The organism is Nonomuraea sp. NEAU-A123 (genome assembly GCF_018603905.1).
Lineage (GTDB): Bacteria > Actinomycetota > Actinomycetes > Streptosporangiales > Streptosporangiaceae > Nonomuraea.
Genome location: NZ_JAHFZZ010000028.1, coordinates 100840 through 113892, shown reverse-complemented (window position 1 = coordinate 113892; position 13053 = coordinate 100840). Strand labels below are relative to the sequence as shown.

At 70.7% G+C, this 13053-nt stretch carries 13 protein-coding genes; 3 read left to right on the top strand and 10 right to left on the bottom strand.

From position 1 onward, the window contains the following. Positions 1-32: 32 nt before the first annotated feature. The gene (locus KLK06_RS50770) at positions 33-623 is read left to right on the top strand and encodes a TetR/AcrR family transcriptional regulator (protein ID WP_214643051.1); all 591 of its coding nucleotides are present in this window, start codon (positions 33-35) and stop codon (positions 621-623) included. Positions 624-634: 11 nt separating this feature from the next. Here the strand turns inward: KLK06_RS50770 and KLK06_RS50765 are convergent, their stop codons facing one another. The 5 genes from KLK06_RS50765 to KLK06_RS50745 form a co-directional block, all read right to left on the bottom strand. After that, positions 635-2125: an AMP-binding protein gene (locus KLK06_RS50765; protein WP_214643050.1), complete on the bottom strand. Its 1491-nt coding sequence runs from the start codon at positions 2123-2125 to the stop codon at positions 635-637. A gap of 40 nt (positions 2126-2165) precedes the next feature. Then, positions 2166-3221, bottom strand: coding sequence for an LLM class flavin-dependent oxidoreductase (locus KLK06_RS50760; protein WP_214643049.1), 1056 nt, complete (start codon positions 3219-3221; stop codon positions 2166-2168). Between the two features lie 61 nt (positions 3222-3282). Next, positions 3283-4416: a M20 family metallopeptidase gene (locus tag KLK06_RS50755; RefSeq protein ID WP_308168820.1), complete on the bottom strand. Its 1134-nt coding sequence runs from the start codon at positions 4414-4416 to the stop codon at positions 3283-3285. Positions 4417-4488: 72 nt separating this feature from the next. Beyond that, the gene (locus KLK06_RS50750) at positions 4489-5925 is read right to left on the bottom strand and encodes an ATP-binding protein (protein WP_214643048.1); all 1437 of its coding nucleotides are present in this window, start codon (positions 5923-5925) and stop codon (positions 4489-4491) included. Continuing rightward, on the bottom strand, positions 5922-7571 hold the full coding sequence (locus KLK06_RS50745) for an FAD-dependent oxidoreductase (RefSeq protein WP_214643047.1): 1650 nt from the start codon (positions 7569-7571) through the stop codon (positions 5922-5924). The genes KLK06_RS50750 and KLK06_RS50745 overlap by 4 nt, the downstream gene beginning before the upstream one ends. Before the next feature lie 85 nt (positions 7572-7656). Here KLK06_RS50745 and KLK06_RS50740 point away from each other — a divergent pair, with 85 nt between their 5' ends. Continuing rightward, positions 7657-8229: a TetR/AcrR family transcriptional regulator gene (locus tag KLK06_RS50740; RefSeq protein ID WP_214643046.1), complete on the top strand. Its 573-nt coding sequence runs from the start codon at positions 7657-7659 to the stop codon at positions 8227-8229. Here KLK06_RS50740 and KLK06_RS50735 read toward each other — a convergent pair. From KLK06_RS50735 to KLK06_RS50725, 3 genes are read right to left on the bottom strand one after another with little or no spacing between them, the layout of a single operon-like run. After that, positions 8219-8980, bottom strand: a complete 762-nt coding sequence (locus KLK06_RS50735; protein ID WP_214643045.1) for an SDR family oxidoreductase — start codon at positions 8978-8980, stop codon at positions 8219-8221. The two genes, KLK06_RS50740 and KLK06_RS50735, sit on opposite strands and share 11 nt — an antisense overlap. An 18-nt stretch (positions 8981-8998) precedes the next feature. Continuing rightward, positions 8999-9844: an RNA polymerase sigma-70 factor gene (locus tag KLK06_RS50730; RefSeq protein ID WP_308168819.1), complete on the bottom strand. Its 846-nt coding sequence runs from the start codon at positions 9842-9844 to the stop codon at positions 8999-9001. A gap of 7 nt (positions 9845-9851) precedes the next feature. Beyond that, the gene (locus KLK06_RS50725) at positions 9852-10715 is read right to left on the bottom strand and encodes an NAD(P)-dependent oxidoreductase (RefSeq protein ID WP_214643044.1); all 864 of its coding nucleotides are present in this window, start codon (positions 10713-10715) and stop codon (positions 9852-9854) included. A gap of 127 nt (positions 10716-10842) precedes the next feature. Here KLK06_RS50725 and KLK06_RS50720 point away from each other — a divergent pair, with 127 nt between their 5' ends. Then, positions 10843-11490 (top strand): ThuA domain-containing protein, encoded by a 648-nt coding sequence (locus KLK06_RS50720; RefSeq protein ID WP_214643043.1) that lies wholly within the window; start codon positions 10843-10845, stop codon positions 11488-11490. A 3-nt stretch (positions 11491-11493) separates the two neighbouring features. On the opposite strand, the gene KLK06_RS50715 is transcribed toward KLK06_RS50720, so the two are convergent. Both KLK06_RS50715 and KLK06_RS50710 read right to left on the bottom strand, forming a co-directional pair. Continuing rightward, positions 11494-12363 carry an alpha/beta fold hydrolase gene (locus tag KLK06_RS50715; protein ID WP_214643042.1) on the bottom strand — a complete coding sequence of 290 codons (870 nt, stop codon included), beginning with the start codon at positions 12361-12363 and terminating at the stop codon, positions 11494-11496. Between the two features lie 10 nt (positions 12364-12373). Further along, positions 12374-13042 (bottom strand): MerR family transcriptional regulator, encoded by a 669-nt coding sequence (locus tag KLK06_RS50710; protein WP_214643041.1) that lies wholly within the window; start codon positions 13040-13042, stop codon positions 12374-12376. Between the last annotated feature and the right edge of the window lie 11 nt (positions 13043-13053).

Below are 13053 nucleotides of genomic sequence, written 5' to 3'. Positions count from 1 at the left end.
GGCTCTGTGCTGAAACCCCGACAATCAGTGACATGAGCGATCGACCGGTGCAGGGCCTGCGAGAGCGGAAGAAGGCCAAGACGAGGGCGCTGATCCAGAAGGAGGCGTTGCGGCTGTTCCGCGAGCAGGGTTATGCCGAGACCACGGTCGAGCAGATTGCCGAGGCGGCGGAGGTGGCGCCCAGCACGGTGTTCCGCTATTTCGCCTCGAAGGAGGAGCTGGTGTTCATCGACCAGTTCCCGCCCTTCGCCGAGGCCCTGAACGCGGCTCCGGCCGAGCTGAACCCCGTCCAAGCCGTCCGCGTCGCCATGCGGGAGGTGACGGCGGGCCAGACGGCCGAGGAGATCGCCGAGGGGGTGGAGCGGGAGAGGCTCATGCTCACGGTGCCCGAGCTGTGGGCGGCGAGCCTGGAGAACGTCTCCGGGACGCTCAGGACGATGCAGGAGATCCTGGCCAGGCGGGCGGGGCGGGCGGTGTCCGATCCGGAGATCCGCAACATCACGGGGGCGATCACCGGCGTGGTGTTCGCGGTCTGGCTCGACTGGGTGAAGGACCCCGTGATGGACGGGCCCGCCGAGGTCGACAAGGCCCTGGCCCACCTGGAGGCGGGGCTGGGCCTGTAGCCGTGCCGGGGTCAGGTGCCCGGGTAGTTGCCGCCGCCGTGGGCGGCGTCCAGGGCGTCGTAGTCGGGGGTGTAGCCGCGCTTGGGTATCGCGTCGACGAACGCCACCTCGCGCGGCTTCTTGTAGGAGGCGAGGGTGTTCTTGACGTGGTCGATGAGGTCGTCGGCCGTGGCCTCGGCGCCCTCCTTGAGCGCCACCACCGCCTTGACCGCCTGGTGCCAGGTGGCGTCGGGGACGCCGATCACGGCGGCGTCGGCGACGGCCGGGTGGGCCTTGAGCGAGCGTTCGACCTCGGCCGGGTAGACGTTCTCGGCGCCGGACTTGATCATGCGGAGCCGGGGGCCGATGAAGGTGATCGTCCCGTCGGGCTCGCGCCGGCCGAGGTCGCCGGTGTGATGCCAGCCGTACGCCGACTTAACCGCATTTAAGTCGGGTCGGGCGAAATATCCGGAAAAGAGGGTCTTGCCGCGCGCGCAGATCTCGCCCACCTCGCCCGCCGGCACCTCGGTGCCGTCGGGGGCCAGGATGCGGACCTGGGCCAGCGGAGACGGCCGTCCGGCGAAGCCGGCGGCGCCCGGAGCCAGGCCGAGGAAGGTGAGCATGCCGCCGACCTCCGTCTGCCCGTAGCCGCCCATCTTGGACCGGCACCAGGGGGAGTCGTCCACGGTGATCATCGCGTCCCACTCCGCGGAGTGCGAGACGAACCGCAGCGACGACAGGTCGTACTTGCCGCCGGCGTTCGCTTTCGTCACGGCGTCGATCATCGGGCCGAACAGGAACGCCTGCGTGACCCGCTCGGCGTCGATCAGGCGGCACACCTCCTCGGCGTCGAAGGCGGGGGTGAAGACGTTCGTGCCGCCGATCTGGAGGGTGGCCAGGCAGAACATCATCGTGCCCACGTGGAAGAGCGGCCCGTTGTTCAGGAAGGTGAAGCCGGGCTCCATCTGGCGCACCACCAGCAGGGACACGCTGTGGGCCAGCAGGGCCGCGCTGCTGAGGAGGGCCGCGTTGGGGCGGCCGTCGAAGGCGGCGGTGTAGAGGGCCAGCACCGGCTCGGTGTCCTCGACGGGCGGGAAGTCCCTGGCGGAGCCGCTCGCGACGAGCCGCTCGTAGTCCTCTCCGGCCTCCACCCAGAGCGCGGTGTCGGCGCTCAGGGCGGCGGTGGCGTCGGACGGCTCCCGGACGACCACGCGCGGCGCCAGGTCCTCGACCACGAAGCGCAGCTCGTCCGCCGACTGCCGCCAGTTGGCCGGGCAGAAGATCGCCCCCAGCCGTGAGCAGGCCAGCAGCAGTTCCAGCACCGCGTGCGCGTTCTGCCCCAGCCAGAGCACGCGTTCACCGGCCGCCACGCCCGCGGTGGCGAGGGCGTCCGCGAGGCGGGAGACCCGGGCGTCCAGCTCGGGGTAGGTGAGGCGTACCTCCCCGTCCACCACCGCCGTCACCTGGGGGCGGCTGCGCGCGTGCTCGGCGAGTACGTCGGACAGCGACAGGCTGTGGATCATCGCATCTCCTGCGGCGTCGGTGAAAGGGTCGGTGGAAGGGTCAGTGGAACGCGGGCATGACCTCGGCGGCGAAGAACCGCATGACCTTCTTCATCTCCTCCAGCGGCATCGGCCGGGTGCTGCCGAAGTCGCAGAGCAGGTTGGCGAACCCGGCGTCCCGCAGCAGCGAGATCTGGTTGATGACCCGCGCCGGGTCGCCGATCACCTCGAGCTGCTCCCAGCGGAAGTCGGCCGAGACGGAGCCGCCCTTGAGATAGCGGTCCTGGTAGAACTCGAAGCCCTGCGCGGCCTTGCCGGTCTTCGGGTCGATCGGCGCGCTGCGCTCGTTGAAGATCCGCGACCGGTCGAACGACGCCTCGAACCTGGCCTGGTCCTCGCGGGCCTGCTCGACGGTCGGCGCCACGTAGACGCTGCGCGCCACCACCAGCTCGGCGCCGCCCGCGTGCCCCGCCTGGGCGGCGGTCTCCTGCCAGGTCTCGGCCGCCTTGACGACCTTGCGGAACGTCGCCGCCGGGTCGGCCAGGATGGGCAGCCCGCGCTCGCCGTACATGGTGACGGTCTCGGGGGAGACGGCGGCGACATGGATCGGCGGGTGCGGCGTCTGGAGGGGGCGCGGCGTCAGCGACACCTCGGCGCCGGTCTTGTAGAACTTGCCCTCGTGCTGGAACGCCTCCTGGGTCCACAGGCCCAGGATCACCTCCAGCGCCTCGTTGAACCGGTCGCGCGCCTCGGCCAGGTCGATGCCGAAACCCTCGAACTCGAAGCTCTGGTAGCCGCGCCCGATCCCGAGATCCAGCCGTCCGCCCGAGAGCACGTCCACCAGCGCGGCCTCCTCGGCCACGTGGATCGGGTTGTGCAGGGGCAGCACCACGATGCCCGTGCCCAGGCGGATGCGCGAGGTGCGGGCGGCCGCGTGGGCGAGCAACGTGAACAGGTTCGGCACGACGCCGTAGTCACGGAAGTGGTGCTCGGCCAGCCGTACCCCGTCGAACCCCAGTTCCTCGGCCAGCTCGATGAGCTCCAGGTGGTAGTCGTAGACGTCCTTGAAGCTCTGGCCGTCGAACCGGTGGAAGAGGTGGAAGGTCGAGAACTTCATGCGGCGGCCCCTCAGTGGTAAACCAAGCGCTCGCTTGGGACATTACCACGGGCCGCGTTTCCTAGGCGAGGGCCGTGAGCAGCCCCATCGTCAGTGCGGTGCGCTCGGGAATGTGCTCGACCAGCACGTGCTCGTGCCGCGCGTGCGCGCCGTCGCCGACCGCGCCCATGCCGTCGAGCACCGGCCGCCCCAGCGCGGAGATGAAGTTGCCGTCGCTGGCCCCGCCGACCGCCGTCTGCTCCAGTTCCCAGCCGAACCCGGCCGCGACCGCCCGCGCCTCCTTGAACAGCCACTGCGACAGCGGGTTGGGCGTCATGGGTGGCCGGTTCCAGCCGCCGGTGACCGTGACCGACACCCGCGGGTCCGAGGCGCGCAGGCCGGCGAACACCTCGTCGATGCGCGCCATCTCCGGCGCCCGCGCGACCCGGACGTCGATGCCGCAGGTGGCGCGGCCCGCGGCGACGTTGCGCCCGGTGCCACCGCTGATCAGCCCGACGTTCAGCGTGGTGCCGAGCTCCCGCGCGCCGGATCCGGCGAGCCGGGTGACGAGCTCGGCCAGCGCGTGAATGGCGCTCGCGCCCGAGTCGGGGTCGAGCCCGGCGTGCGCCTCGACGCCGGTGACCGTCACCTCGAACAGCCCGACGCCCTTGCGCGAGGTCTTGAGCACGCCGTCCAGCGACGCCTCGAAGACCAGGCTCGCCAGCGCGTCCGCGCTGGCGGCCTCGATGTGCCGCCGGGAGAACAGGCTGCCGATCTCCTCGTCGCCGTTGAACAGGTATGTCACGTTCGGGTGCGGCAGGTCGAGCTCGCGCAGCCCCCGCAGGGCCCAGATCGTCTGCACGAGCCCGGTCTTCATGTCGAACACGCCCGGCCCGGTGATCCTGCCGTCCGCTATGGCGAACGGCCACTCCGCGAGCGTCCCGATCGGCCAGACGGTGTCGTAGTGGCTGAGCATGAGCACGGTGCCGGGCGCGGTGCCCCGGTAGGTCAGCTCCAGGACGTCGCCGTACTGGCCGCCGTCGTGCGCGACCGCCTGGTCCGGTACGCCGAGCCGCTCCTCCACCAGGGCCCGGATGGCACCGAGCCCCTGGGTGAGCATGGCCTTGTCGTAGCTGTAGGTCTCCAGCTCGACGACCGTCCTGAGGTCGTCGAGCATCGCGGGCAGGGCTTGACGGGTCCAGCGTGTGATGGGCACGTAAATCCTTTATCCAGGGGACGAGACCCTGACACGCGAGACGAATATGAAAGTTGCCACGTCCCTGGCCCTTTACGCGGCCGGGGACGCGACCGCCACGGACTCGCGCAGCGGTAGCCGTACCTCGAACCAGGTGTCGCCGGGCGCCGACCGCGCCTTGAGCTCGCCGCCGTGCCGCCCGGCCACGATCCGGTAGGAGATGTCGAGCCCGAGACCGGTGCCCTGGCCGACGCTCTTCGTGGTGAAGAACGGCTCGAAGATCCGGTCCTTGATCGCGTCCGGCACGCCGGGGCCGGTGTCGCCGATCTCGACGATCGCCTCGTCCTCGTCGTGGGCGGTGCGGATGGTCAGCGTGCCCTCCTCGCCCATCGCGTCGAGGGCGTTGTGGATGAGGTTCGTCCACACCTGGTTGAGCTCGCCGGCGTAGGCGGGGATCGGCGGCAGCGTCCGGTCGTAGTCGGTGACCACGGTGATGCCGGGCGGGATCTTGCCGCGGAAGATGGCGATCGTGCTGTCCAGCAGGTCGTGCACGTCGCACACCTGGAACGGCGCGCGGTCCATCTGCGAGTACTGCTTGGCCGAGGCGAGCAGCGAGGTGATCCGCTCGGTCGCCTCGGTCACCTCGCCGAGCATCTGCGAGATCTCGATGGCCTCGGCCAGCCAGTGCAGCGCGGCGCCCGTGTGCTCCTCGCCCACCTTCTTGTGCACCTTCTCCAGGTGCACGCGGCCGAATCCGGCGTTGACCAGCGCCGGAGCCAGCTCCCACGCGTCCTCCACACCGAGTTCGTCCAGGGCCTCGCCCAGGTCGTCCTCCGCGTCGGAGATCTCCATCGGCGTGCGCGGGGGCAGCTTGCCGACGGCCGCGGTGCAGTTCTCCTGCATCTCGATCAGGGCCCGCAGCCGCTCCGGCGGTATGCCGTCCTCGGCGAGCTGGGCCAGCTGCATGCGGGAGGTCCTGATGAGCTTGCGCAGCTCGCTCACCGCCCGCACGGCCGCCGCCGACGGGTTGTTCAGCTCGTGGGTGAGCCCGGCGGTGATCGTGCCGAGCGCGGTCAGCCGCTGGCGCCGGTCGATGATCTCCCGCTGCAGGCGGCCGCCCGACATCATGCCGTCGAGCAGGTGCATCGCCATCGGGAACCACTCGGTCACGATGTGCGCGAACTTCTTGGCCGGCAGCAGGAACATCCGGGTGGGCGCGGTGGCCCGCAGGCTGTGCTGGTAGCGCTCCGGTGCCCGATCGCCGAGATAGGCGCTGGTGGCCCCGCCGTACACGCCCGGCTGGGAGCTCCGCGGCATGGCGACCATCCCGGCCGTGACCGTCTCCTGGATCATCTGGATCTCGCCCTCGACCATCACGGCGAAGCACTCCGCCGGGTCGCCCTGCCGGAGGATGGTCTCGTCCTGCGCGTAGGACCGTATGTCACCGCTGAGGGCCAGCTTGGTGAGTTGCTCGTCCGTCAGGCGCTCGAACAGGAAGAGCTTGCGGAGTTCGTCGATGTCGATGGTCATTGCTTCTCCAGATAGCGATGCACGAGCGCGACTGCCATCGCGCCTTCACCGACGGCGGAGGCCACCCGCTTGATCGACTCGGCCCGCACGTCACCCGCCGCCAGCACTCCCGGCACGTTCGTCTCCAGGAAGTACGGCTCGCGCCTGAGCGTCCAGTTGCGTGGCCGCTTGCCGCCCTGCACCAGGTCCGGCCCGGTCAGCACGAACCCCTTGGCGTCGCGTTCGACCGTGTCGCCGAGCCAGGAGGTGAAGGGCTCGGCGCCGATGAACACGAACAGCCACTGCGTCTCGACCACCTGCTCCTCGCCCTTCGTGGCGAGCGTGAGGCGCTCCAGGTGCCCTTCGCCGGCGGCGCCGGTGATCTGCGTCTGGTAGTGCACCTCGATGTTCGGCAGCGCGGTGATCTGCTCGATGAGGTAGTGCGACATGGACTTCTCCAAACCGTCACTCCTCACCAACAAATGGACCTTGCTCGCAAATCCCGCCAGGTAGACCGCTGCCTGACCGGCCGAGTTGGCCGCACCGACGATGTAGACCTCGTTGTCCTTGCACGAGGGCGCCTCGGTCAGCGCCGCGCCGTAGAAGACGCCCCGGCCGACGAATTCGTCCAGGCCCGGCGCGTCCAGGCGGCGGTAGGTGACACCGGTCGCCAGGATCACCGCGTGCGCGGCGATCTCGCCGCCCTCCTTGAACCCGACCACCCTGGCCTGCCCCCGGGGCTCCAGATGGCTGACCTTCTGCGCGCTCAGCAGCTCGGCCCCGAACTTCAGCGCCTGCCTGCGCGCCCGGTCGGTCAGTTGCTGGCCGGACACGCCGTCGGGGAAGCCCAGGTAGTTCTCGATCCTCGAGCTCTGGCCCGCCTGCCCGCCGGAGGCGTGCGCCTCGATCAGCACGGTGTTGAGCCCCTCGGAGGCGCCGTACACCGCCGCGCCCAGCCCGGCCGGGCCGCCGCCGATGACGATCAGGTCGTAGAAGTCGGTGGCCGGCGTGGTCGACAGGCCCACGGCCGCCGCGAGCGACGCCTGGTCGGGCGCCTGCATCGAGACGCCCGCGGCGGTGACCACGAGCGGCAGCCGGCAGTCCGTGCCGACCGCCGCCACGAGCTCGGCGCCCTCCGGCTCCTCGGCCAGCATCCACTGGTACGGCACATGGCTGCGGGCCAGGAATTCCCGCACCTTGTACGACGGCGCCGACCACCGGTCGCCCACCACACGCAGTTCGGCGACCTCGATGCGATCGGTGCGGTGCCAGGCGTCGAGCTGGCCGTCGATCACCGGATAGAACTTCTCCTCCGGCGGATCCCACGGCTTGAGCAAGTAGTGGTCCAGGTCCACCACGTTGATCGCCTGGATGGCGGCGTCGGTGTCCGCGTAGGCGGTCAAGAGCACCCGGCGCGCATAGGGATACATGTCCATCGCGGCCTCAAGGAACTCCACCCCGTTCATCTGCGGCATCCGGTAGTCGGCCAGGATCGCGGCCACGTCGTCGCCGCGCAGCCGCATTTCCTTCACGGCCTCCATGCCCTGGTCCGCGGCCTCCGCCCGGACGATTCTGTATTGCTGGCCGTAGCGGCGTCTCAGGTCACGGGCGACCGCCCGCGATACGCCTGGGTCGTCGTCCACCGTCACGATGACCGGCTTGTCCATGGCCCTGCCTTCCCCACGTTTGTCTCTAAAAAGAAGGATGTCATGTGCTGCCAAGTCAGTAAGCGCTCACTAATAAGATGCGCCCATGAACACGCGCGATCGCATCATCGACGCCGCCGAGCAGGCCATCCACGAGTACGGCCTGGCGGGGGCGACCACGAAACGCATCGCGTCGCAGGCCGGTTGCTCCGAGGCGCTGCTCTACAAGCACTTCCCCGGGAAGGAGGCGCTGGTGCTGGCGGTCCTGCTCGAACGGCTGCCCGCGCTCGCCCCGGCGCTGGCCGCGCTGCGGGAGCGCGTCGGGCAGGGCGACCTGGCGGACAACCTCACCGAGTTCGCGCTGGCGGCCGTCGACTTCTACAGCCGGGCCGCCGGCATCGCCTCGGGGATGATGTCCGATCCGTCGCTGCTGAGCGGCTTCAAGAGCATGCTGGCCAAGGGGGCCACCGGCCCGCAGGTGCCGATCGAGGCGCTGGCCGAGGCCCTGCGAGCCGAGCAGCGGCTCGGCCGGCTCGACGGCGCGATCGACGCCGGGGCCGCCGCCTCGCTGCTGATGGGCGCCTGCTTCCACCGCGCCAACCTGGCCTTCTTCACCGACCTCACGCAGCCGGCCGACGCGTGGGCCGCCGCGGTCGTGGCGACCCTGATCAGGCGATGACGTGGCTCTCGCCGCCGTCGACCAGCATCGAGATCCCGTTCACGAACGAGGCCCGCTCGCTGGCCAGGAACGCCACCACGTCCCCCACCTCCTCGGGCCGCCCGACACGCCCCACCGGCACCCCGCCGCCCCGCGCGGCCAGGCCCTCGTTGCCGCCCGCGAGCTCGCGTAGCCGCTCGGTGTCGATCGGGCCCGGCAGCACGTTGTTGACCAGCACCCCGTCGCCGCCGACCTCCCGGGCCAGCGTCCGTACGATCCCGGCGACGGCCGAGCGGGTCGCGTTGGACAGGGCCAGGCCGTCGATCGCCTCGCGCACCGACCGGCTGGTGATCGTGACGATTCGGCCCCAGCCGCGGGCGCGCATCTCCGGCAGCACGGCGTGCAGCAGGCGTACGGTGCCGAGCAGGTTGCGCTGCACCGCGATGTCCCAGTCGTCCAGGCGGACGTCGACGAACCGGCCCACGGGCGGTCCGCCCGCGTTGGCCACCAGGATGTCCACGGGGCCCAGCACGTCACGCGTCTCGGCGACCACCCGGACGGCGGCGTCGTGCTCCTCCACGTCCGCGAGCACGGCATGCACCACGCCACCGAACTCCTGCAGCTCGACCACCGCGTCGGCCAGCCGTTCCGGATTGCGCGCGCTGACGCAGACGGCGCAGCCCTCCCGCGCCAGGCTCTTGGCCGCGGCGAGCCCGATGCCCGCGCTGCCTCCGGTGACGAGTGCGACTCTGCCCTTGATGCCCAGATCCATGAAGGTGACTATAGGTCGTCAGGCGGTCCGTACCCGTGAGAGCTTGTCCGGGTTGAGCAGACCGTACAGGCCGTGGATGCGGCCGTCGCGGATCTCGATCGCGACGAGCTGCTCGTTGCCCGCGACGCTGGTCAGGACCGCGGGGTGGCCGTTGACCTCGACCAGCTTCGCCTCGCCGAAGTCGTAGTGCGACACCAGCCCGCTGACGAACGCCGCCACCTTCTCGCGGCCGATGATCGGGCGGAGCGCGGCGCGGACCTTGCCGCCGCCGTCGTTCCACGCCACGACGTCCTCGTGCAGCAGATCGGTGAGCGCGGCCAGGTCGCCGCCCGACGCCGCCGCCACGAACTTGAGCAGCAGCTCGGCATGCTGCTCCGAGGTCGGCTGGAACCGGTCACGACCCTCCGCCAGCCGCTGCGCGGCCCGGTGGTGCATCTGGCGGGCGTTGGCGAGCGAGGAGCCGACGATCTCCGCGATCTGGTCGTAGGGCAGCTCGAAGGCCTCCCGCAGCACGAACACCGCGCGCTCGGGCGGCGACAGGCGCTCCATCAGGTGCAGCGTGGCGTACGAGACGGTGTCGCGCAGCTCGGCCGTGTCGAGCGGCCCGGCCTCGGCCGTCGCGACCGGCTCGGGCAGCCAGGGGCCGACGTAGCTCTCGCGCTTGACCCTGGCCGAGCGGAGCTGGTCGAGCGCCAGCCGGGACACCACGGTCAGCAGGAACGCGCGCGGCTCCCTGATCTCGGCGTGATCCGTGGCCTGCCAGCGCAGCCATGCCTCCTGCACCACGTCTTCCGCGTCCCACATGCTGCCGAGCAGGCGATAGGCCAGCCCGAGCAGCATGGGGCGGTGTTCCTCGAAGTCCACCACGGCATCATGCCGCGACGTCGAAGACGGACGGATGCCGGGGCCGCCAGTTGAGCGCGAGCCGGGCGCGGCTGTTGTCGGCGCCACGCAGCCTGGTCATGTACGCGACGCCGAAGGGGCCGACGGCCAGCCGGGCCAGGAACGCCGGCACCCGCTTGGGCGCCGGAGCGCCCAGCGCGGCGGCGTAGGCGGGCAGCCAGTCGCCCATCCTGACCGGCGCGTCGTCCACCACGTTGAGCACGCCGGTGACGTCCCGGTCGAGCGCGGCGATGATCGCGGTGGCGGCGTCGTGCGCGCTGGTGAACGACAGCACCGAGCCGCTGTCGCCGACGATCGGCATCTTTCCCGCCCTGACCGCCTCGGTGGTGGCGCCGTCCTCGTCGTACGCCGAGCCGGGGCCGGTGAGATGCCCGAAACGGAGCACCAGCCCCCCGGCGTCGGCGGTCTGCCGCTCCAGCTCGCGCAGCGCCCGGACGACGGGCCCGTACGGTTTGGGCGGGTCCTGCCACAGCGGCGCGTCCTCGTCGGCCAGTCCCGGAGCCGGGTCGTAGGCGTAGGCGAGGCCCTGCGCGATGAACCTGGCGTTCGGTGCCGCGTCGATGAGGTTGCGGGTGCCCTCGACGCGCAGCCGGTTCGTCAGCTCGAACTGCTTGTCGATCCGCTTCGGGTCGATCGTCCGGGGGATCGCGGTCAGCAGGTGCACGATCGCGTCGGGGGCGGTCTCCCGGACGAACCGCCGGGTCGCCTCGCGGTCGAGCGCGTCGGCGTTCTTCGACCGGGACAGCTCGATCGCCTCATGGCCCACGGCGGCGAGCAGGGGGACCAGCCGGCGGCCGATGACACCCGTGGCGCCGGCGACGAGAACTCTCATGATGACTCCATTTCTCTCGTCATCAGGACGGGACACCCCCTGGCGATGTGACAGTCCGCGGGTAGAAATGCCGCGACAAGCATGATGAGGTTGGGGCGTGGCGAGAAATCTGATTCTTTCGGGAGGCTTGTTCCATGACTTCGAGGCCACATCGGCGGCACTCGCCGAGGTGCTCGCCGGGGTTGGGGTCGAATCCGAGATCACCGAGGACATCGCGGGCGCGCTGAGCGAGCCGTCGGAGGTCCAGCTCATCACCGTCAACGCGCTGCGCTGGCAGATGGACCACGACCGCTTCGACGACCTGCGTGACGAGTGGCGCTTCGAACTACCCGCCCAGGCCCGCACCACCCTGCTCGACCACCTCGACCGGGGTGGCGGGCTGCTCTGCATGCACTCGGCGTCGATCTGCTTCGACGACTGGCAGGGGTGGCCGCGCGTGCTGGGCGGCTGCTGGACCTGGCCCAAGTCCCACCACCCGCCGCTGGGCTGGACCGGGGTACGCGTGCACGGCGACCACCCGATCGTGGACGGTCTGCGCGACTTCGACCTGGTGGACGAGGTCTACAGCGACCTCGACGTGCTGCCGGACGTACAACCGCTCGCGTCGTCGGCCTCCGGGCAGCCACTGGTGTGGGCGCGGCCGGTGCGGCGGGGGCGGGTCGTGTACGACGCGCTGGGGCACGACGTCAGGTCCTACGAGAACGAGATCCACCGCACGTTGCTGCAGCGCTCCGCCCTGTGGCTGTTGAAACGCCCGGTGGCCGTGACCGACTGAGCCTTATGGGGCCTCGCCGGCCACGAAACTGCGGATGGCTTCGGCGAGTTCCTCCGGGACGTCCTCGGCCAGGTGGTGGCCGCTGTCCAGCGCGTGGCCGCGTACGTCGGACGCCCACGCGTGCCAGACCGCCAGCGGGTCGCCGTACAGGTCCTCCATGTCATCCCTGGTCGCCCAGAGGAAGAGCACCGGGCAGGCGACGCGCCGCCCGGCCGCCCGGTCCGCGTCGTCGGCCGCGCGGTCGACGCCCAGCCCTGCCCGGTAGTCCTCGCACATCGCGTGTACGGTCTCGGGGTCGTGGATCGCCCGGCGGAAGTCCTCGTACGCCTCGGCGCCCATCTGCTCGGCCCCCGTGCGGTACCAGGCGTCGGGGTCGGCGTTGATCACCCGCTCCGCGGGCTTGGCGGTCTGGCCGAGGAAGAACCAGTGCCACCACAGGGCGGCGAACCTGGCGTCACAACGGGCCAGGGCCTCCCCGATGGGCACGCTGTCGAGCACGACCAGCCGCGTGACCGCGCCGGGATGGTCGAGGGCCAGCCGCTGGGCCACGTACGCCCCGCGGTCGTGGCCGACGACGGCGAACCGGTCGTGGCCGAGCGAGCGCATCAGGGCGATCATGTCCCTGGCCATCACCCGCTTGGAGTACGGCGTGTGATCGGCGGTCGTCGGTGGCTTGGACGAGCGCCCGTACCCCCTGGTGTCGGGGCACACCACGGTGTGGTCGGGGGCGAGCAAGGGGGCCACCCGGTGCCAGGTGGCGTGGGTGCGCGGGTGGCCGTGCAGCAGCAGCACGGGCGGGCCGGTGCCGCCGTGCCGGACGAACAGCTCGGCCTCGCCCACATCGATCCGGTCGGTCGCGAAATCGTCGAACATCCGCCCGCGCCTACCCGGCCTGATCACTTCCACTCGGTTCTTCGCGGGCGGTGTCGTCGGAGCCGCCGAACCGGCGCGCCGACTCCGACTCGTGGGCCAGGCGGCGGAGGGCGTCGAACGCCTTCCCGTACAGGACCGTGCCCAGCACCAGCGCCTCGACGGCGGCCTCGCGCGGCCCGTCGAACGGCACCGTGTCCATCTCCGCCTCGGTCACCAGCTTCTGGGCCGTCTGGGCATAGACCATCAGATCGGTGGACATGCCGAGCTGGCCCATCCTGACGATGGTCTGGGTGAGCTCGTCCCGCGTGGGAGCATCGGGGCTGACGCCCCAGCCCAGCTTCGCGATGAGCACGTCGACCTGGCCACGAGCCGCGTCCCACTCCTCACCGGGCTCCGGCTCGATGGTCGGCCCGAGGGCGTACTGGGCGGTGCCGAGCATGAGGTGCACCGAGAGCGACTCGTCGTCCACCGCCTCGATGACCTTCTTGATGGAGGCGACGGGCAACCGGCCCACCTCGAGCAGCGCTCGGATGAGGCGGAGCCTGCGCAGGTGAGAATCGTCGTACTCGGCTCTGGTGGCCGCGATCTGCCGGCCCTGGTGCAGCAGGCCCTCGCGGAGGTAGTACTTGATCGTCGCGATCGCCACACCGGACTCGACACTCAGCTCCGAAACACGCATCGCTAGATAAT